Origin of the sequence: Fictibacillus sp. 5RED26, from assembly GCF_015903895.1 — a bacterium.
Taxonomy (GTDB): Bacteria; Bacillota; Bacilli; order Bacillales; family Fictibacillaceae; genus Fictibacillus; species Fictibacillus phosphorivorans.
This window is the reverse complement of the sequence record NZ_JACZDU010000001.1, coordinates 1030909-1050997: the sequence shown is the minus strand read 5'-3', so window position 1 is coordinate 1050997 and position 20089 is coordinate 1030909. Positions and strand designations below refer to the sequence as shown.

Sequence of the window (20089 nt, the reverse complement as noted above, 5' to 3'; positions counted from 1 at the left end):
AGCATTTATATGCAGGCATGTCCGCAAAAATGCTATACTATGAATCAGAAATAAGAGGTGAACATAACATGAGCTTTGATGGAATAATGACACGTGCCATAACAACTGAACTACAAAACACACTTACTTCAGGACGAATATCTAAGGTTTATCAGCCACATAAAACAGATCTTGTTTTTACAATCCGTGCAAATGGAAAAAATCATAAACTGTTATTATCTGCAAATCCTTCTTTCGCAAGAGTACATCTAACTGAACATACGTATGAGAATCCAGATACTCCTCCAATGTTCTGTATGCTTCTCAGAAAGCATTTAGAAGGCGCTTTTATTGAAAAAATAGAACAGCTTGATTTGGAGAGAATTATAACGATTACCGTGAAGAATAGAGATGAAATCGGCGACGAAACGACCAAAGTACTTTATATCGAAATCATGGGAAGACACAGCAACATCATTTTAGTCGACGAAAAATCAAAGAAGATCGTTGACAGCATCAAGCACATTCCTAGCTTTCAGAATCGCCATCGTACTATCCTTCCAGGTTTTGAGTACATCATGCCTCCAGCACAAGAAAAAACAGATCCTTTTACAGTAACCAATGCAGATGAATTTGTTTCTAAGATTTCTTGGAACGAAGGTAAATTGGATAAACAACTTGTAACCAGATTCAGCGGGTTCTCTCCCTTGATCGCAAAAGAAATCGTGCATAGATCCGGACTATCGGTTAAAAACGAAGTTGCGGACGCCTTTTTTAGTGTGATGATGCAGTTATCAAATCAAGAATATGAACCTCAAATGATCACAAACGACAAGAAAGAGTATTTTTCAGTTCTGCCACTACATCATGTTTCAGGGGAAAGTCGATCCTTTGATACGGTTAGCCAAATGCTCGATCGTTATTTTTACGGAAAAGCCGATCGTGACCGCATTAAACAACAAGCAAACGATCTTGAAAAATATCTTTCGAACGAATACGAAAAGATTAAGAAAAAAATAGGAAAACTCGAAAAAGAACTTCAACAAACGCATAATGCCGAGGAGTATCAACGAAAAGGCGAGCTTCTCACCGCTTATATGTATTTGGCGAAAAAGGGAGATAAAGAAGTTGAGGTAGAGGATTACTTCACTGAGGATCAGCCACTGGTGAAAATTACACTCGATCCTCTTAAGTCACCTGCAGATAACGCCCAAAGCTACTTTAAAAAATATGGGAAACTAAAAAAGTCGGTTTCTATTATTAAAGATCAGATAGAGAAAGCTAAAAATGAATTGCTGTATTTTGAGCGTCTGATCGTCCAGATGGATTCAGCATCCATGAAGGATGTTGAAGAAATCAGAGAAGAACTCGGTGAAGGCGGTTATTTAAAACATAGACAAAGTAAGAACAAGAAAAAACAAAACAAGACGCCTCAGCCTGAAAAATTCACATCTACGGACGGAACAGAAATTTTAGTCGGTAAGAACAATAAACAGAACGACTATCTAACCTTTAAGTTATCGAGAGCAAATGAGACATGGCTTCATACGAAGGATATTCCAGGTTCTCATGTTTTGATACGCTCGTCTAGCCCAAGTGAAACAGCTATTAAAGAAGCAGCTGTTTTGGCAGGATTTTTCAGCAAAGCAAAAAATTCGAGTTCGGTTCCTGTTGACTTTACGTTAGTAAAACATGTGAAGAAGCCTAACGGCGCAAAGCCTGGATTTGTTATTTATGACAATCAGCAGACGCTTTTCGTGACACCTGATGAAGATCTGGTTTTTCGGTTAAAGAAGTAAGCAATCTTGTAATGCTTTGTAGAATTAGAAGGTATTGACCTACGCTACAGGATGCTCGCTTTGTGAGTGGCGTGCGTTGAGCCACCTAGCATATTTCAGAATAAAAGATTGGACAGATTAATTGCTGAATTGGACAGATTAAATTCAAGATTGGACAGATTGTGGCCCCAATCGGACAGATTATATAAGCAATTGGACAGATTCCCCACTCAATTGGACAGATTCTTATTTTTAAAGGTCCTTTAAGGCTCTTAAATCATACGTTTTCCCTCTTGTTGCACCTGTATAGGGCAATTTCAAAGATACTAAAGGCTGCTTCCTTAAGCACCAATTAAAAAACGCAGAGCAGCTTGAATTTAGCTGTTCTGCGCTTTTTTTGCTTTGCTGATAATCGCAAGGCCACCTAATACTTCTTGATGTTGCACATCTGTAAAATGCAGGTTGTGTAGTAATTCTGTCATTTCATCTGTTGAATAGCGATGTCTTCTCGTACTTACGTTAGACCATTTTAAGAGTGCTGTTCGTTCGAACCCAGAGATATCGTTTTCCTTTGCGAAAGAAGCAGCGTTTTCTTGACTCATTTTTCCACTCGGGTTCAACATGACGATTTGACCATCATCTTTTAGAACGCGATGAACCTCACTGATACCTTTAGCTGGATCTGGCAATAAAAACATCACACAAGTGGATAAAGCTAGATCAAACGAATGATCTGAAAACGGAAGATTCTCTGCATCAGCAACAATAAACTCACTTTTACCACTTAATTCATGATAAAAGAACTGCTGAATACTAGCCTTGACCATCTCTGAAGACAGATCAACACCGACCAATTTACTCGCTTCCTCTGCTCCACGCAACAGTAATCTTCCCGTTCCGCATCCCACATCTAGAACGTCTTTTTCACTCCATGACCCTGTTACTTCTTTTAAATGATCATGAACTTTCTTAAGCCATGTAGTCCTTGCCATACTATCAAAAAAGGAAACAAGCTCATCAAATTCTTCACCATTCATTTTTCTCAAAATGTTAATCTCCTTAAGAAACTATTTGGAAAAAGAGGCAGCTCCCCAGTGTTCTGGGTCTTGTTGCCATTCTTTTAATAAAGAAAGCCCTTGTTCATTTATCTTTCCGCTTTCTTGTGCTTCCTCTATTAATGTACTAAAGTTTGTTACGGTTTGAAAAGAAATATCCAACTCACCGAGTTCTACATCTGCCTTTTGCAGACCATAACTAAAAATGGCTACAACACCGAGCACTTCGATCCCTGCTTCTCGAAGAGCTAGTACGGATTGAATAGAGCTTTTGCCAGTTGAGATAAGATCTTCAACCACTACTGCCTTCTTACTTTTATTCGTTAATCCTTCGATCTGATTCGTTTTCCCATGAGCTTTCGCACTAGATCTTACGTAACACATCGGTAATTCCATCTGATCAGCTACAAATGCCGCGTGAGGAATACCTGCTGTTGCCGTTCCGGCGATAAGATCGGCTTCTGGGTAATGCTTCTCTATTAACGCTGAAAGTTCTCCAGCTACTTGTTTACGAATCTCAGGATATGCAATAATCAACCGGTTATCACAATAAATGGGAGACTTCATCCCAGAGGACCACGTGTATGGATTTTCTGGTGACAGAGTTACGGCTTCAATGTTAAGCAAATGTTGGGAAGTTGTTGTTTTCATGACTATCTCTCCATTCATTTAATATTTCAGAATAAGTTGTAACGGGTGTTTCTGATTGTGTGATACTTCTGCCGATCACCATATAATCTGAGCCTTTTAACGAAGCTTCTCTTGGTGTCGCAACTCGAGCTTGGTCATGTGTATCAGAGCCGCTCGGACGAATGCCTGGAGTAACAGTCAAAAAGTTCTTTCCACAAACATCCTTGATCTTCATAGCTTCTTGCACGGAGCAAACGACACCATCTAATCCTGCCTTTTTAGCAAGTTCTGCATAATGAGCTACACACTCTTTCATATCAACATTCTTGATTAAGAGCTCTTCGTTTAATACTTTTTCTGTTGTACTTGTAAGCTGTGTAACGGCAATTAATTTTGTATGATGAGCACCAGCTGCTAGTAGACCTTCTTTAGCAGCTCTCATCATATGAGTTCCACCTGCTGCATGAACATTCACCATGTCAATGTTCAGTCCACCGAGGACCTTCATGGCTTTATGAACAGTTGTTGGTATGTCATGTAGTTTTAAATCCAAGAAGATGCGAAAGTTTTTTTCTTTTAACCATTTAATAAAAGGAGGTCCTTCCGCATAAAAAAGCTCCATACCTACCTTTACATAAGGAGATTGTCCTTCAAAGCTTGATAAAAAGGATTTGGCTTGATCGGCATTCTTAAAATCTAACGCGATGATAACGGGGTTTTCCATTGCTTTGTACTCCTTCCTGTCATCTCACTAATATTTTCTACGCCAATCTCATCTAGCAGCTTTGGAAGTTGCTCTATGATCTCAGGACAAACGTATGGATTCACAAAGTTTGCTGTACCGACTGCAACAGCAGATGCACCAGCAGACATCATCTCAAGAACATCTTCAGCTGTGCTTACTCCACCCATACCGATAATCGGTAGTGATATCTTTTGGCTTACTTCATAGATCATCCGGATAGCGACAGGTTTTATTGCGGGTCCTGAAAGTCCACCCGTCTTATTTGCCAATATCGGATTACCCGTTCTCCAATCTAATTTCATTCCAACTAGTGTATTGATCATCGAAAGACCATCAGCGCCCGCTTCTTCGACTGCCTGTGCCATCTCTACGATGTTTGAGACATTGGGCGAGAGCTTCACATATACTGGTTTTTTTGATACGGCTTTCACTTTTCTTGTCAGATCTGCCGCAGATTTGTAGTGAGTACCAAACTGGATCCCGCCTTCTTTCACGTTCGGACACGATATATTTAGCTCTACAGCAGACACTTGAGGCGAGGATGAGATCTGCCTTGTCACTTCGATATACTCTTCTTCAGTAGATCCTGCAATATTAGCTAGTATCGGTATGTTATAAGGCTCCAAAGCCGGAACTTCATTTTCTAAAATTTTCAATACACCTGGGTTTTGAAGGCCGATAGCGTTTAACATTCCGCTTTCTGTTTCAGCTACTCGAGGGGTAGGATTGCCGAAACGTCCCTCTAGAGTAGCAGCTTTAATCGTAATACCACCTAGTACACTTAGGTCATACCACTTAGCATATTCTTTTCCGAATCCAAAACAGCCTGATGCAGGAAGAATAGGGTTTTTCATATTTAATCCTGGCAATGAAACATGCAGCCTACTCATAGTACAACCTCCCCCATCTTAAATACCGGTCCATCACTGCAGATCTTTACATATCCTGATTCTCTCGTTTCGGTTGGACATACACAGGCAAAACAAGCGCCAATCCCACAGCCCATTCGTTCTTCTAATGAAAGATATCCCCGAAGACCAACCGCTCTCTCTTCTACTGCTTTTAGCATAATCGCCGGTCCAACAGAATAGATGACAGGTTCATTTTCAACAACGTTCATCATCGCGTCTGTCACAAAGCCTTTTATTCCAAGAGATCCATCAACAGTAGTCACGATGGTTTCTCCGATTTCTTTGAACTTTTCGATGTAAAAGCTGTCTTCAATCGATTGATAACCTAGAATAAATGTTACTTCTATTCCTTTTTTCTTAAGATGCTTACCAAGGTAGTATAGAGGTGGTACACCAATCCCTCCCCCGATGAGCAGTGCATGTTTGTTTTTATCCATTTCAGCAAGTTCAAACCCGTTACCAAGCGGACCTAATACATCTACAACTTCACCTTCATGTTTGTGACTGAGCTGTTTTGTACCTTCACCTTGTGCTCTGTACAAAAGTGTTACTTCTTTTCTCTCTAAATCTACATCGCAGATCGAAAGTGGGCGGCGCAATAGTTTTGAAGATTGATTTCCTACAGAGACATGGAGAAACTGACCAGGTGTAGTCATGCTGCCTACACCAGGGCCAGTCAATTTCATCTCAAATATATTTCTAGCGATCTCTATATTTGATGTAATGTTCAACAAGTGCTTCTTCATACGAGCACCTTGTCTTTTTTTGTGAATGCTGAAAGTGCATGTGCTGAGAACGAGATGGACTCAAGTACTTCTAATAGAGCGACTGAAGTATCTAAGTTTGTCAAACATACGACTCCGTTCTCTGCGCATTCTCTTCGAATGCGGAATCCATCTCTCGCAGGTATCTTCCCTTTTGTTAACGTGTTAACGACAAACTGTGCTTCGTCTTTACGAATAACATCTAGAAGATTTCTCCCTTCTGATCCGATCTTGCCAACGACATTGACTGGGATTCCTTCTTGTTCAATAATGCTCGCTGTTCCTTCCGTTGCCATGATCGTGTAACCGATCTCGTAAAATCTCTTTACCATCTCAAGTGCTTCTTCTTTGTCTTTATCTGCTACTGTAAAGAGTACAGTTCCGTGCGTTGGAATTTTCATACCCGATGCGATCAAGCCTTTGTATAGTGCTTTTTGAAGATTCTTATCTCTTCCCATTACTTCTCCAGTTGATTTCATCTCAGGCCCTAAATACGTATCCACACGACGCAGTTTTGCGAACGAGAACACAGGAACCTTAACCGAGACTTCATCTGTTTCCTTCTGATAACCTGTTTCATAGCCTTGACTAACTAGATTCGCACCTAGTATGACTTTTGTAGCGACGTTAGCCATCGGTACACCTGTTATCTTACTTAAAAATGGCACTGTACGGCTTGAGCGTGGATTCACTTCAAGTACATACACTTCATTCTTATGCCAAACGAACTGGATGTTCAAAAGTCCGATGATCTTTAAACCTTTTGCGATTGAAATCGTTCTGTCAATGATCTTCTGCTTGATCTCTTCAGGCAAAGTTTGCGGAGGATAGACTGCGATAGAATCTCCAGAGTGAACACCTGCACGCTCTATATGCTCCATCATTCCTGGGATGAAAACATCTTTCCCGTCTGAGATCGCGTCTACTTCGATCTCTTTTCCTTCAAGATATCGATCGACTAATACTGGATGTTCAGGATTCACTCTAGCAGCGTTCTCCATATACTGAAGAAGCTCGCTTTCTTGGTACACGATCTCCATTGCTCTTCCGCCAAGCACGTATGAAGGACGAACGAGTACAGGATATCCGATTGAGTTAGCGATTGCCACGGCATCCTTAACAGAGAACGCCGTTTTTCCAGCTGGCTGCGGAATTTCAAGCTGTTTCATCACTTGTTCAAAGCGCTCTCTATCCTCAGCTAGGTCCATGCTATCTAGGGATGTCCCGAGGATCTTAATCCCTCTTCTCTCAAGCTCTTCTGAGAGATTGATCGCTGTTTGTCCACCGAATTGAACGATAACGCCTTCAGGCTTTTCATGATCGATCACATGCATTACATCTTCTACTGTTAACGGTTCGAAATAAAGTTTATCTGACATGCTAAAGTCGGTAGAAACCGTTTCTGGATTGTTATTGATGATGATCGCTTCATACCCTGCTTCTTGAATCGCCCACACCGTATGCACGGTCGCATAATCAAACTCAATGCCTTGTCCGATTCTGATCGGACCAGATCCAAGAACGACCACACTCTTTTTGTCTGTAATGATTGATTCATCTTCTTCTGCGTAAGTTCCATAATAATAAGGTGTAGCGGATTCAAACTCTGCTGCACACGTGTCAACCATTTTGAAGACTGGCTTGATTCTCTCGTTCAATCTGAACTGATATAGTTCATACTCGTCCATTTCCCAAGCTTCTGCAATCCAGCGATCGCTAAATCCTTTTTCTTTTGCTTTCTTTAAGATGACTTCATCTTTCTTACGCTCTTTTACTCGTTTCTCTAAAAGGATGATTCCATGGAGCTTTTCTAAGAAGAAATAATCAATCTTTGTCCATTCATGTATCTGTTCTACTGTAATTCCCATTCTTAGTGCTTCAGCGATGTAGAACAACCTTTCATCATCTGCTCTCAAGATTTTTTCTTGCACTTCAGATTCAGTTAGGTTTTTCTCTTTCACATCAAGGTGGAAAGCTGAAATTTCAAGAGATCGTACCGCTTTTAAAAGAGACTCTTCAAAGTTGCGTCCGATCGCCATAACCTCTCCGGTCGCTTTCATCTGTGTTCCAAGCTTACGGTTCGCTCCTTCAAACTTATCAAACGGCCATCTTGGAATCTTCGAAACGATATAATCAAGTGCCGGCTCAAAACATGCATAAGTGGTTCCCGTCACTGGATTTTTGATTTCATCTAGCGTGTATCCTACTGCAATCTTTGCTGCTAATTTGGCGATCGGATATCCTGTCGCTTTAGAAGCTAAAGCAGATGAGCGGCTTACACGCGGATTTACTTCAATCACATAATATTGAGAGCTGTCAGGATCTAGAGCAAGCTGTACATTACAGCCTCCTTCGATTTTTAGAGCTCTTATAATTCTTAAAGATGCGTTTCGTAACAGTTGATAGTCTCTGTCAGTAAGTGTTTGGCTAGGTGCTACTACGATTGAGTCACCTGTATGAATTCCTACCGGGTCGATATTTTCCATGTTACACACAACGATTGCCGTGTCATTCTTATCACGCATCACTTCATATTCGACTTCTTTGAATCCTGCGATACTCTTTTCGATCAATACTTGACCTACAGGACTCGCATGCAACCCAGATGGCGTAATCTCTAAGAACTCTTCTTCATTTGTTACGATTCCGCCTCCCGTTCCACCAAGTGTAAACGCTGGGCGAATGATTACCGGAAAACCGTTCTCATTAACGAATGCTCTAGCTTCTTCCATGTTATGAACGATTGCACTCTCAGGAACTGGCTCGTTCAACTCTCTCATAAGTTCTCTGAACAAATCTCGGTCTTCCGCTTGCTGAATGGAAGGAAGTTTTGTTCCTAACAGTTCCACGTTGTATTCCTCGAGGACACCTGAGTTGAAAAGTTCAACGGCGAGATTCAAACCCGTCTGGCCACCTAACGTAGCAAGCAGTCCATCAGGACGTTCTTGACGTATGATGCGCGATACAAATTCAAGAGTTAATGGTTCGATGTAAACTTTATCCGCCATATTAGGGTCAGTCATGATTGTTGCAGGATTTGAGTTTACTAAAACAACTTCATATCCTTCTTCTTTTAAAGCTTGGCAAGCTTGTGTACCAGCGTAATCAAATTCTGCAGCTTGTCCAATCACGATTGGTCCTGAACCAATCACTAAAATTTTTCGGATGTCATGTCGTTTAGGCATATTGCATCAAACCTTCTTTCTTCGTTGTTTTTATCATGTTCATGAAATCATCAAAGATCGGATTCGAATCTTGTGGTCCTGGTGATGCTTCTGGATGATACTGAATAGAAAACGCTGGCTTCAGTTTATGTTTTAACCCTTCAACTGTTCCATCGTTTACCGCTATATGTGTTAGAACGAGCTCTGAGTTCTGTAGAGACGCTTCAGTTACTGCATAACCATGGTTTTGTGAAGTGAGCGCAATTTTACCAGTCTCAAGATCTTTTACCGGATGGTTAGAACCTCGGTGTCCGAACTTCAGCTTTTCGGTATCAGCACCTGTTGCCAGAGCTAATAGCTGATGCCCTAAACAGATTCCTAAGATTGGAATATTATGATTTAAAAGCTCTTGAATCATCGTTATTCCTGAGTGCACATCTTTTGGATCTCCAGGTCCGTTGCTTAAAAGTACACCATCAGGCTGAAGGCGGATAATATCAGCTGCAGATGTGTTATGTGGAACAACGATCACATCACATAATCGTCTAGAAAGTTCCCTTAACATTCCGCTTTTCACTCCAAAATCTACGACCACTACTCGATAACCGCTGTTCGGTAAGTGATATGGCGTTTTTGTTGATACTTTTGTCACTTGATTGGTAATTCGTTCTTCTGCATTCAAGTTCTTTATCACTTCTTCAGCATTTTCAATAGAGTTTGTCATTCTACCTTTTAGGGTTCCGTGCTGTCGAATTTTTCTTGTGAGTTTGCGTGTATCAATTCCATATAAACCTGGAATATCTTTTGCTGTCAGCCAGCTGCTTAAAGACTGCATGCCTTCATGATGATTGGGAAACTCAGCATGTTCATTCACAATGATCCCGCTCGTTGCAGGACGGATCGATTCATAATCTGACCGGTTGATTCCGTAGTTCCCCACTAGTGGATACGTAAAGCAGATAATTTGATCACAGTATGAAGGATCAGTCATTACTTCTTGATATCCTGTCATACTTGTTGTGAATACTACCTCACCACTTGATTCACGTTGTGAACCAAAAGCCAATCCGGTAAAAATCGTTCCATCCTCTAAAATTAAGTAGCGTTTCATACTAAGCTCTCCTCTCGTTGATAAACAAGTTTCCCACTAAAAATGGTTGCAACCGGCCACCCTTTACAGCTCCAACCGTCAAACGGTGTGTTTTTCCCTTTAGATACAAAATCGTTAGCGTTGATTGTTTCTTCTTTTTCTAGATCGATGATTGTAAGATCTGCAAGTGAACCTTCTTCAAGTCTGCCATATGACAGATTAAAGCTTTCAGAAGGCTTTTTCGTCATCTTGTCTACAAGTTCTTGCAGTGTGAATCGTTTCTTTTTCACAACAAGCTCTGTATAAAGAAGAGGAAAAGCTGTTTCCAATCCTACGATTCCAAAAGGTGCAAGTTCAACATTCTGTGCTTTCTCTTCTTCACTATGTGGAGCATGGTCTGTTGCGATAAAGTCGAGCGTGCCATCTTTAAGTCCCTCTATTAATGCCTCTCGATCAGCCTCACTTCTTAAAGGTGGGTTCATCTTATAGTGTGTATCGTTTGCCTTAATGTCTTTATCGCTTAAAATCAAATGATGAGGCGTGACTTCTGCAGTAACTTTAATTCCTGCTCGTTTCGCATCTCTAATGACTCGAACTGATTCTTTCGTACTCACGTGACAAACGTGATATCTAGCATCTGCCGCTTCAGCGAGTAATACATCACGTGCGATGTGCACAGATTCACTAACGGATGGAATTCCAGGCAGACTTTCTTTTTTCGTAAACTCACCTTCGTGGAAAGCGCCTCCTTTAGGAAGGAGCGTATTGTCTTCACAATGTGCTACGATAACAGCACCATGGCGTTTTGCCTCCTTCATCGCGCTAAGCATCATTCCAGCTGACTGCACTCCTACACCATCATCCGTAAAAGCGAATGCGCCACCTGCGAGAAGAGTTTTAAAGTCTGTAAGTTCACTCCCGATCTGTCTCGTTGTGATCGATGCGTAAGGAAGTACTCTGCAGCTTGCCGTGTCTTTAATCTTACTCTGTACAAGCTCTAATGTTTCTCTGCTATCTGGTACTGGTCGCGTGTTTGGCATCGCAGCAAGAGTTGTATATCCACCTTTCACTGCAGCTTTCGTACCTGTTGCAATGGTCTCTTTATGTTCTCCACCAGGCTCTCTTAAGTGAACATGTAGATCTACAAATCCTGGTGTTATTAATTTTCCTTCTACATCAAGTACTTCATGATCCTCAATCGCTATATCTTTTTCTACCTTTTGAATTTCGTTATTTACAATTAAGATATCTCTGTGGATAAGATTGTTGTTTCCGTCAAGGATCTTAGCGTTTTTTAATAAGTAGCTCATCGTTAATAGCCTCCTGATTCGTATTCAATGCCCATCTTAATACCGCCATTCGAATAAAAACACCATTCTGTACTTGCTTAAATATTCTTGAGCGTTCACACTCAACAAGTTCATCTGCGATTTCAACGCCTCGATTTACAGGAGCTGGGTGCATGATAATGCTGTGTGCTTTCATCCTTTTTTCTCTTTCAACCGTTAAACCATATTGCTGATGATAATCTTCTTTCGCGAGATTCATGGAAGTGCTATGTCTTTCGTGTTGAATTCTGAGCATCATAAGTGCATCAGCTAGTTCGACTGCCTCATCAATTGGGATGAAGTCTTCTTTCCATTCGTCTACAAACCATTCTTCAGGTCCTGAAAATAATACTCTAGCTCCCATCTTCCGCAAGACTTCAGCGTTTGACCGAGCCACACGGCTATGTAGGATGTCACCTACGATGACAACTGTTAATCCCTGCAGTACAATAAATTCTTGTTGTATCGTTACTAGATCTAACAAAGATTGAGTCGGATGATTGCCACAGCCATCACCAGCATTGATGATCGGAACATTTATTTTTTCAGCTAAGCCGTCGAAATAGCGATCTTCAGGATGCCTGATAACAAATGCTTCCACGCCTATTTCCTCTAGCGTTCGTAACGTATCGTAAAGCGTCTCTCCTTTTTGCACGGAGGAGCCGTTCACTTCCACGTTTAAAGGTTTCATGCCAAGTCTGTGTTCTGCAGCTTCAAAGCTGAACCTTGTTCTTGTACTTGGCTCAAAAAATAAATTCGCGATCAACTTTTGCTTGAAGATCTCATCTTGCTTTCCGCTTTTAAACGCTTCTGCTTTTCTCATTATGAATTGAATGTCTTCAATCGATAACTCATTCATTGTTAGTAAATGGTTCATCCTAATCTCTCCTTTTGACATAAAAATAGCACCCTGAAAAAGTTTTCAGGGTGCTCTTAACAGAAGAAGAAAATGGTTCCTCTCTTGTCGTCACCCTTTTAAGTCTCTCGTACTTATTTAAAAGGCGTTTTATGCAGCTGTGTCGTTATCGTTTGTTTTGAACATTTTGTTAATCAGATCTTTGTCATTCTCTCGTCCAGGGAGCACTTGGTTTAAAACGATACCGATAAGAGTTGCTAATGCCATCCCGGCAATTTCAAAGTTTGCATTAATCTTTAATGCTGCTCCACCAATACCTGTTACTAAAATAACGGATGAGATGATCAAGTTTCTTTTGTTTCCAAAATCGATATTGTTGTCTACTAACATTCGTAAACCTGATGAAGCGATGATTCCGAATAATAGGATTGAAACTCCTCCCATAACAGCAGTTGGGATCGTACTGATCAGTGCTGTTACTTTTCCAGAGAATCCGAACAGAATCGCTGTTACTGCTGCTCCTCCGATCACGAAGACCGAGTATACGCGAGTGATCGCTAACACCCCTATATTTTCACCATACGTTGTTACGGGAGGTCCTCCGATTAAAGATCCGATGATAACCCCCATACCATCGCCTAAGATCGAGCGATGAAGGCCTGGCTTTTCAATAAAGTTTCGTCCGACTACTTTTGAAAGCACGAGCTGATGTCCGATATGTTCTGCGATCGTTACCGCGGCAACCGGCATCATGATCATTGCGATGCTCCAAGTAAAGTCAGGTGTATAGTTTACAAAAGGTACGAAGAAATCCGGTGCCTGTATCCATTTTGCTTCTGCTACTTTCGTAAAATCTACGATTCCTCTGAAGTATGCAAAGGTAAAGCCAGCAATGATTCCAATCAGAATCGGGATGATTCCTAAAATTCCTCTAAAGAATATCGAGCAAACGATTGTTACTGCGAGAGTAAATAAAGCTACCGTAAAGTGCATCAAGCTATATTTTTCTGTTGCCGGATCGTTCATCGCCATACCTACTGCTACGTTTGCTAATCCTAAACCGATCACGATGATAACCGGACCGACTACTACAGGTGGCAACACTCTCATCAGCCACTTAAAACCGAACCCTTTGATCAAAAGAGCTACCACTCCGTAAACCAAACCCGCTAAAAAGCTTCCTAGCATGGCTGCTTCTGGTCCTCCAAAAGCTTTTACCGTTAAAATCGGTGTGATAAAAGCAAAACTTGATCCGAGATAAGCAGGAATTTGTCCTCTTGTTACTAAGAGATAAGCTAACGTTGCAAGTCCACTTGATACGAGGGCTACACCTGGATGAAGACCTACTAAGAATGGTACTAGCACTGTTGCGCCGAACATTGCGAACAAGTGCTGCAGGCTTAACGTTAACCACTGAACGGGTGATGGTTTATCATGTACATCTAAAATCGCTTTTGTCTGGTTTTCCATAACTATTGACCTCCTGTTTCGTAACACTTATTTTTGCAAAGGTGTATGGGTTACACTTGCAATAAAAAAACCTCTTCTGCATTTTGCAAAAGAGGCCGCGGAGGCACAAGTGTACACGAGTCGTGTCACTTGATTGATACCTCCCTTGCCAGCCTCTCTGGACTGAATTTAAAGGGACTTATTTAGTTGTTGAAATAGATACTTCATCAAATCCATCTACTTCTATTAAAGACGCGGAGATAATTTCTTCACTCGATGTTGGAACATTCTTTCCAACATAATCTGCTCGAATCGGAAGCTCTCTATGTCCTCTGTCAATGAGGACCGCAAGCTGTATATTAGAAGCTCGTCCTAGATCCATGATGGCATCCATTCCCGCTCTTACAGTTCTACCAGTATAAAGAACATCATCTACTAAGATTATCTTTTTGTCTGTCACTTCAACCGGAATATCCGTTCCTTTTACTTCAGGTTCAGAATTGTCCGTTTTGATCTTAAGATCATCTCGGTACAATGTGATATCAATGACACCTACTGAAACAGCATTTCCTTCGATCTGTTCGATGCGTTCAGCAAGACGCTTTGCAAGAAATTCACCACGGGTCTTTATGCCAGCTAATACGATGTCTTTAACTCCCTTATTACGCTCGATAATCTCATGCGCGATTCGAGTAAGTGCTCTTCTGATTGCTTGGTCATCCATTAATACTGTCTTTGACATAACAAACCCTCCTTTAAATCTTGTTGCCTTTAACCGTTAATTCCAAAAAAAATCCTCCCGTCACATGACGAGAGGATAGAGAAATTCTGTACAAAAATTCTCATGAATAACGTTTCCTTCTCAGCCTCACGGGACTAAAGTTAAAGGACTATTTAAGTTATATTGATTATGACAAACCCTTAAACGTTTGTCAACTTCTTTTCTCTAATAGATCTAATAGTTCAACCATATCAGCCGGTATTTCACGCTCAAACTCCATATATTCACCTGTTGTTGGGTGATCAAATCCTAGAGTTTGTGCATGAAGCGCTTGACCTTCAATTTGCAAAGTCTTTGAGGGACCGTACTTTGGATCTCCTGCTAATGGGAATCCAATATATTTCATATGAACTCGAATCTGGTGCGTACGTCCTGTTTCTAACTGACACTCTACAAATGTGTACTTTGTAAAACGTTTAATCACGTTAAAGTGTGTAACAGCATCTCTGCTGTTTTCATCTGTTACTGTCATTTTTTGACGATCACTTTTATCTCTTCCGATCGGTGCATCGATCGTACCTTGGTCATGTGGCATCACTCCATGAACGATCGCTTTATAAACACGTGTTGTTGTTTTTGCTTTAAGCTGATCAACAAGTGATTCATGAGCCTTATCGTTCTTTGCCACCATCAATAGACCAGATGTATCTTTATCTATCCGGTGCACGATACCAGGACGAAGTACACCATTGATTCCAGATAGGTCTTTACAATGTGCCATAAGTCCGTTGACTAGTGTTCCACTGTAATGGCCAGGTGCAGGGTGTACGACCATCCCACGAGGCTTATTTACAACAAGCACATCAGAATCTTCATACACGATATCCAGATTCAACTCTTCTGGAACAACATCTAGTACTTCTGGTTCTGGGATTTCAATCTCGATCACATCACCAGCGGCACATTTATAATTAGACTTTACGGGTTTTCCTTCTAACAATACGATCTTATCTTTGATCCAGTTTTGAATCTGTGAACGTGACCAATCATCCTGTACATCAGACAAAACTTTATCAATACGGTTTCCTGCTTGTTCAGGAGTTACCGTATATTCAAATTTGTTCATTTTCTGGCTCCTTCTTTTTGCTTTCCATAAAACTTTGAATAAAAATCAAACCAACACCTACTACGAGTGCTGAGTCAGCCACATTAAAAATCGGGAAGTCATAGCTGCCGATGTAAACATTCAGAAAATCAACAACTTCTCCGCGAAGCAAACGATCGATAAAATTACCAATAGCTCCCCCTAATACGAGAGCAAGCGCCGTTTTAAGGAGTGTATCATGTGCGTGTTTTTGTAGGTAATAAACTACTGCACCTACAACAATAACGGTAATAATGATAAAAAAGTATCGCTGATCTTGGAGGATACCAAAAGCTGCTCCCCTGTTTCGGTGAGAGGTTATGTAGAATACTTGATCAATAACAGGAATAGATTGCCCTAATTCCATATTCTTTACGATTAGCCACTTTGTCACTTGGTCGCTTACCAAGATGAACAAAGCTACAAGATAATAAAACAATAGAACTCCTCCGATACAGAAATTAATGTCTTTATGAATTGTAGCACAGCCATCGGACGTTCTACAATTTAATTTGTGTCTAACATCATTGAAGTACACCATAACAAACAAAAATCCCGCAAAATGCGGGATTTTTTAAATTCATACTTTCTAAACAGTGGAATGCAGTTAGTTTATTCACTTCTCTGACAAGTTGATTGGAGTGGAACATGCGAGACTCCTGCGGGACAGGTAGGCAAGTGAGACACTTATACGTGAAACGTACGAATGTGGCTCACCGCCTGCCCCGCGGAAAGCGAGCATCTGAAACGGAAATCAACCACTTTCAAAGAACAACAATGAATACGAAAACAATTAAGCGTAGTGCTTTTCAACGATTTCTGCGCAGCTTGCACAAAGGGTTGGATGGCTCTCGTTCTTCCCAACATCTTCAGAAACAACCCAGCAGCGTTCACATGTTTCACCTTCTGCAGAGCTAACTGAAACAGCAACATGCTCATATACTCCTGCAGATTCAGGAGCTTCTGATTTCACTCCCCCTACTTCAGCTTTAGAAACAATAAAGAGTTTATTTAAATCTTCTACTGATTCTAACCATGGTTTTAAAGCTTCGGTCGGATAAAGTTTGATTGAAGCCGTTAGTGATTTACCAATTGTTTTTTGGCTTCTTGCTTCTTCAAGTGCTTTTAATACCTCGTCACGAACATCCATGAATACATCCCAGTCTTTTTCAAGCTTTTCTGTACCTTGGTAGTTCTGCACTTCTGGCATTGTAGTTAATTGAACACTTACTTCATCAACACCTGGAATGTATTCCCATACTTCATCAGCCGTGTGAGAAAGAACAGGAGCAGATAGCTTAGTAAGTGCCATTAATGATTGATAAAGCACAGTTTGAATGCTGCGGCGTTTATGATCGTCCTCTGCTTGGATGTATAGAGTATCTTTTGCCATATCTAAATAGAATGAACTTAACTCAATTGTACAGAAGTTATGAATCGTATTATATACCGTGATAAATTGATAGTCCTCGTAAGCTTTTTTCACTTTAGCTACTACTTTATCAAGTTTTACCATCATGTATTTTTCTAGATCTGGCATATCTTCAAACTTCACAGAGTGCTTATTCGGATCAAAACCATGCAGGTTACCTAACAAGAAACGAAGTGTATTTCTGATTTTACGGTATACTTCAGCAACTTGTTTTAAAATATCGTCTGATACACGTACGTCTGATTGATAATCGACAGAAGATACCCATAAACGGATGATATCTGCACCTAGCTGCTTCATCACCTTGATCGGATCTAGTGTATTACCAATTGACTTACTCATCTTACGTCCTTCTCCATCGAGAACGAAACCATGGCTTAAGACTGCTTTGTAAGGAGATTTACCAGTGATTGCAACAGATGTAGAAAGTGAAGAATTAAACCATCCACGATATTGGTCAGATCCCTCAAGGTAAAGATCAGCAGGTCTTACTAAATTTTCTCTCTCTTCAAGAACACCCCAGTGAGATGTACCTGAATCAAACCAAACGTCCATGATATCCGTCTCTTTTGAGAAACGGCCATTCGGGCTATGAGGTGAAGTAAATCCTTCCGGAAGGAGATCTTTTGCTTCTCTTTCAAACCAAATGTTTGATCCATTCTCTCTAAACAATTCTACTACGTGACTAATCGTTTCTTCTGTAAGGATTGCTTCACCATCCTCACCGTAAAAGACTGGAATTGGAACACCCCAAGCTCTTTGACGAGAAATACACCAGTCTTCACGATCTTTGATCATGTTGTGTAAACGTGTTTCGCCCCAATTCGGAACCCAATTTACTTCTTTAATCGCAGAAAGCATATCTTCGCGGATTCCTTTGATCGAAGCAAACCATTGAGCCGTTGCACGGAAGATTACCGGTTTTTTCGTTCTCCAATCATGTGGATAAGAGTGTGTGATGAATGAAAGCTTTAGAAGAGCACCTTTTTCTTGTAATTGTTCAGTAATCGGCTTATTCGCTTCATCATAGAACATACCTTCAAATCCAGGTGCTTCTTTCGTCATAACACCTCTGTCATCAACTGGACACAATACTTCTAGACCGTATTTTTTACCTACTAAAAAGTCATCTTCACCATGACCAGGAGCTGTATGAACACACCCAGTACCTGCATCCGTTGTTACATGGTCGCCCAGCATGACTAATGAATCACGGTCATATAAAGGATGACTAGCTACTGCATGCTCAATGTCAGCACCTTTAAAGCGTTTCACTACTTCGGCTTGGTCCCACTCAAATTCTTTCGTTAGTGATTCTAATAGTGCTTCAGCAACAACATACTTTCCATTTTCAGTTTGAACGGAAACATAATCTAATTCTGGATGAACTGAGATTCCTAAGTTCGCTGGAATCGTCCATGGCGTCGTAGTCCAGATTACAAGTTTCTCATCTGCATCAAGAACACCTTTTCCATCTTTCACATCAAACGCTACATAGATAGAAGCTGATCGTTTATCTTGGTACTCAATCTCTGCTTCTGCTAATGCAGATTCAGATGAAGGAGACCAATATACTGGTTTTAGACCTTTGTAGATTAAATCTCTTTTGGCCATTTCACCAAATACTTCGATCTGTCGAGCTTCGTACCCTTTATCTAACGTGATATATGGGTTTTCCCAATCACCACGAACACCTAGACGTTTAAACTGCTCACGCTGATGATCGACTTGTTTAAGCGCATACTCTTCACAAAGCTTACGGAACTCTGCAACAGTTAGTTCTTTGCGTTTTACTTTACCGCTTTTCGTTAGTGCAGTTTCAATCGGTAACCCGTGAGTATCCCAACCGGGAACATAAGGAGCATAGTGTCCTGTCATTGATTTAAAGCGCACGATGATATCTTTTAGAATTTTATTCTCTGCGTGCCCGATGTGGATATCACCGTTTGCATAGGGTGGTCCGTCATGCAGAATAAACGGAGGTAAGTCCTTTGTATTTTCTAACACCAATTTGTAGATGTCTAGTTCTTTCCATTTGTCTTGAACGACAGGTTCTCTTTGAGGCAGATTTCCTCGCATCGGAAACTCTGTTTTCGGCATTAATAACGTGTCTTTATAATTCATCATCTTTCCTCCTTCATTACGATAAAACGTGACAGATGACCAAAAGTACCGTGTTAAAACAAAAAAACCTTCTCGTCCCTACTGCATTTTCACAGTAGGGACGAGAAGGTTATCCCGCGGTACCACCCTAATAGGTTCATGACATAACACGAAACCCGCTTAGTCATCCGTAGCGTGGATGAAGCGCCTGAACTTACTGCTTTTTTTCAGTCCAGGAACTCAGGGGTGATCTTCGAATACATCTCTATACTAGGCTCGCACCATTTCCTAGATCGCTTGAATAGATAAAAGTAATTTACTGTCCCCGTCTTCGTCACATATTAATCTTAGAAAAGTATATGCGATATTTCAAAGTAATGTCAAGCTTACGACTTTACTTCTTGAAGTTCATAGCCTTCAAGATTATCAGGTGCATTTAAAGAATCCCAATCATCATTCTTTAACATTTCAAGTTGTGCTTCAATCAACATTTTGAAGCGCGTTCGGTAAACGGAAGACTGCTTCTTCAATTCATCGATTTCCATTGAAATCTTACGAGATTTAGATAACGATTCGTTAATGATTCTATCGGCATTTTTTTCTGCTTCTTTTACAATTAAGCGAGCTTCTTTCGTTGCTGTGCGCTTAACTTCTTCGCCAGTTTCCTGAGCAATCAGAATCGACTTATTTAGAGTTTCCTCAATGTTTTTAAAATATGAGATCTTTTCTTCAAGGTTCTCTACCGTTTCCTCTAGTTCTTTCTTTTCTCGGATCACTGTTTCATAATCTTTGATGACTTGATCTAAAAAGTCATTCACTTCATCTTCACTATAACCTCTGAAACCTCTTGTGAATTCCTTGTTATGAATATCCAGTGGTGTTAAAGGCACAACGGCCACCTCCATAGATGCATTATTTTTTACCTAATTTCGACAAATTT

The 20089-nt window shown here is 40.7% G+C and carries 16 protein-coding genes and 1 other annotated feature; of the genes, 1 reads left to right on the top strand and 15 read right to left on the bottom strand.

All coding sequences use genetic code 11. The features are described 5' to 3' along the window. Nucleotides 1-68: 68 nt before the first annotated feature. The gene (locus IHV10_RS05535) at nucleotides 69-1778 is read left to right on the top strand and encodes an Rqc2 family fibronectin-binding protein (protein WP_197127676.1); all 1710 of its coding nucleotides are present in this window, start codon (nucleotides 69-71) and stop codon (nucleotides 1776-1778) included. Between the two features lie 356 nt (nucleotides 1779-2134). Here IHV10_RS05535 and IHV10_RS05530 read toward each other — a convergent pair whose 3' ends face one another. The 15 genes from IHV10_RS05530 to IHV10_RS05460 form a co-directional block, all read right to left on the bottom strand. After that, nucleotides 2135-2794 (bottom strand): class I SAM-dependent methyltransferase, encoded by a 660-nt coding sequence (locus tag IHV10_RS05530; RefSeq protein ID WP_231619469.1) that lies wholly within the window; start codon nucleotides 2792-2794, stop codon nucleotides 2135-2137. A 30-nt stretch (nucleotides 2795-2824) separates the two neighbouring features. Beyond that, nucleotides 2825-3463: an orotate phosphoribosyltransferase gene (gene pyrE / locus IHV10_RS05525; protein WP_197127674.1), complete on the bottom strand. Its 639-nt coding sequence runs from the start codon at nucleotides 3461-3463 to the stop codon at nucleotides 2825-2827. Further along, nucleotides 3432-4166, bottom strand: a complete 735-nt coding sequence (gene pyrF / locus IHV10_RS05520) for an orotidine-5'-phosphate decarboxylase (protein WP_197127673.1) — start codon at nucleotides 4164-4166, stop codon at nucleotides 3432-3434. Before pyrF ends, pyrE begins: the two co-directional genes overlap by 32 nt. Continuing rightward, on the bottom strand, nucleotides 4139-5077 hold the full coding sequence (locus IHV10_RS05515) for a dihydroorotate dehydrogenase (RefSeq protein ID WP_197127672.1): 939 nt from the start codon (nucleotides 5075-5077) through the stop codon (nucleotides 4139-4141). Before IHV10_RS05515 ends, pyrF begins: the two co-directional genes overlap by 28 nt. Further along, the gene (locus tag IHV10_RS05510) at nucleotides 5074-5844 is read right to left on the bottom strand and encodes a dihydroorotate dehydrogenase electron transfer subunit (RefSeq protein ID WP_197127671.1); all 771 of its coding nucleotides are present in this window, start codon (nucleotides 5842-5844) and stop codon (nucleotides 5074-5076) included. Before IHV10_RS05510 ends, IHV10_RS05515 begins: the two co-directional genes overlap by 4 nt. Next, entirely contained in the window at nucleotides 5841-9047 is a 3207-nt protein-coding gene (gene carB / locus IHV10_RS05505; RefSeq protein WP_197127670.1) for a carbamoyl-phosphate synthase large subunit, read from the bottom strand. The genes IHV10_RS05510 and carB overlap by 4 nt, the downstream gene beginning before the upstream one ends. Continuing rightward, entirely contained in the window at nucleotides 9040-10137 is a 1098-nt protein-coding gene (locus tag IHV10_RS05500) for a carbamoyl phosphate synthase small subunit (RefSeq protein WP_197127669.1), read from the bottom strand. The genes carB and IHV10_RS05500 overlap by 8 nt, the downstream gene beginning before the upstream one ends. Next, nucleotides 10134-11426 (bottom strand): dihydroorotase, encoded by a 1293-nt coding sequence (locus IHV10_RS05495; RefSeq protein ID WP_197127668.1) that lies wholly within the window; start codon nucleotides 11424-11426, stop codon nucleotides 10134-10136. The genes IHV10_RS05500 and IHV10_RS05495 overlap by 4 nt, the downstream gene beginning before the upstream one ends. Further along, complete coding sequence (locus IHV10_RS05490; RefSeq protein WP_197127667.1) at nucleotides 11401-12321, bottom strand: aspartate carbamoyltransferase catalytic subunit; 921 nt, start codon at nucleotides 12319-12321, stop codon at nucleotides 11401-11403. Before IHV10_RS05490 ends, IHV10_RS05495 begins: the two co-directional genes overlap by 26 nt. Before the next feature lie 129 nt (nucleotides 12322-12450). Further along, nucleotides 12451-13770, bottom strand: a complete 1320-nt coding sequence (locus tag IHV10_RS05485; protein WP_197127666.1) for a solute carrier family 23 protein — start codon at nucleotides 13768-13770, stop codon at nucleotides 12451-12453. 178 nt (nucleotides 13771-13948) lie between these two features. Continuing rightward, a complete protein-coding gene (gene pyrR, locus IHV10_RS05480; RefSeq protein WP_197127665.1) occupies nucleotides 13949-14491 on the bottom strand; it encodes a bifunctional pyr operon transcriptional regulator/uracil phosphoribosyltransferase PyrR in 543 nt (180 codons plus the stop codon). A gap of 190 nt (nucleotides 14492-14681) precedes the next feature. Beyond that, the gene (locus IHV10_RS05475; RefSeq protein ID WP_197127664.1) at nucleotides 14682-15596 is read right to left on the bottom strand and encodes an RluA family pseudouridine synthase; all 915 of its coding nucleotides are present in this window, start codon (nucleotides 15594-15596) and stop codon (nucleotides 14682-14684) included. Continuing rightward, nucleotides 15583-16053 carry a signal peptidase II gene (gene lspA, locus IHV10_RS05470; protein ID WP_197127663.1) on the bottom strand — a complete coding sequence of 157 codons (471 nt, stop codon included), beginning with the start codon at nucleotides 16051-16053 and terminating at the stop codon, nucleotides 15583-15585. The genes IHV10_RS05475 and lspA overlap by 14 nt, the downstream gene beginning before the upstream one ends. A 354-nt stretch (nucleotides 16054-16407) precedes the next feature. Then, nucleotides 16408-19170 carry an isoleucine--tRNA ligase gene (ileS, locus tag IHV10_RS05465; RefSeq protein WP_197128215.1) on the bottom strand — a complete coding sequence of 921 codons (2763 nt, stop codon included), beginning with the start codon at nucleotides 19168-19170 and terminating at the stop codon, nucleotides 16408-16410. Between the two features lie 93 nt (nucleotides 19171-19263). After that, nucleotides 19264-19490: a binding site (T-box leader), on the bottom strand. Nucleotides 19491-19535: 45 nt separating this feature from the next. Further along, a complete protein-coding gene (locus IHV10_RS05460) occupies nucleotides 19536-20039 on the bottom strand; it encodes a DivIVA domain-containing protein (RefSeq protein WP_197127662.1) in 504 nt (167 codons plus the stop codon). Nucleotides 20040-20089: the final 50 nt, after the last annotated feature.

Bases quoted from the DNA above. Each gene is read 5' to 3' on its own strand.
- ileS (WP_197128215.1), bottom strand. From the start codon at position 19,170: ATGAATTATAAAGACACGTTATTAATGCCGAAAACAGAGTTTCCGATG.
- IHV10_RS05495 (WP_197127668.1), bottom strand. From the start codon at position 11,426: ATGAGCTACTTATTAAAAAACGCTAAGATCCTTGACGGAAACAACAAT.
- IHV10_RS05510 (WP_197127671.1), bottom strand. From the start codon at position 5,844: ATGAAGAAGCACTTGTTGAACATTACATCAAATATAGAGATCGCTAGA.
- IHV10_RS05475 (WP_197127664.1), bottom strand. From the start codon at position 15,596: ATGAACAAATTTGAATATACGGTAACTCCTGAACAAGCAGGAAACCGT.
- pyrF (WP_197127673.1), bottom strand. From the start codon at position 4,166: ATGGAAAACCCCGTTATCATCGCGTTAGATTTTAAGAATGCCGATCAA.
- carB (WP_197127670.1), bottom strand. From the start codon at position 9,047: ATGCCTAAACGACATGACATCCGAAAAATTTTAGTGATTGGTTCAGGA.
- IHV10_RS05535 (WP_197127676.1), top strand. From the start codon at position 69: ATGAGCTTTGATGGAATAATGACACGTGCCATAACAACTGAACTACAA.
- IHV10_RS05490 (WP_197127667.1), bottom strand. From the start codon at position 12,321: ATGAACCATTTACTAACAATGAATGAGTTATCGATTGAAGACATTCAA.
- IHV10_RS05515 (WP_197127672.1), bottom strand. From the start codon at position 5,077: ATGAGTAGGCTGCATGTTTCATTGCCAGGATTAAATATGAAAAACCCT.
- IHV10_RS05485 (WP_197127666.1), bottom strand. From the start codon at position 13,770: ATGGAAAACCAGACAAAAGCGATTTTAGATGTACATGATAAACCATCA.
- IHV10_RS05500 (WP_197127669.1), bottom strand. From the start codon at position 10,137: ATGAAACGCTACTTAATTTTAGAGGATGGAACGATTTTTACCGGATTG.
- pyrE (WP_197127674.1), bottom strand. From the start codon at position 3,463: ATGAAAACAACAACTTCCCAACATTTGCTTAACATTGAAGCCGTAACT.
- pyrR (WP_197127665.1), bottom strand. From the start codon at position 14,491: ATGTCAAAGACAGTATTAATGGATGACCAAGCAATCAGAAGAGCACTT.
- IHV10_RS05530 (WP_231619469.1), bottom strand. From the start codon at position 2,794: ATGAATGGTGAAGAATTTGATGAGCTTGTTTCCTTTTTTGATAGTATG.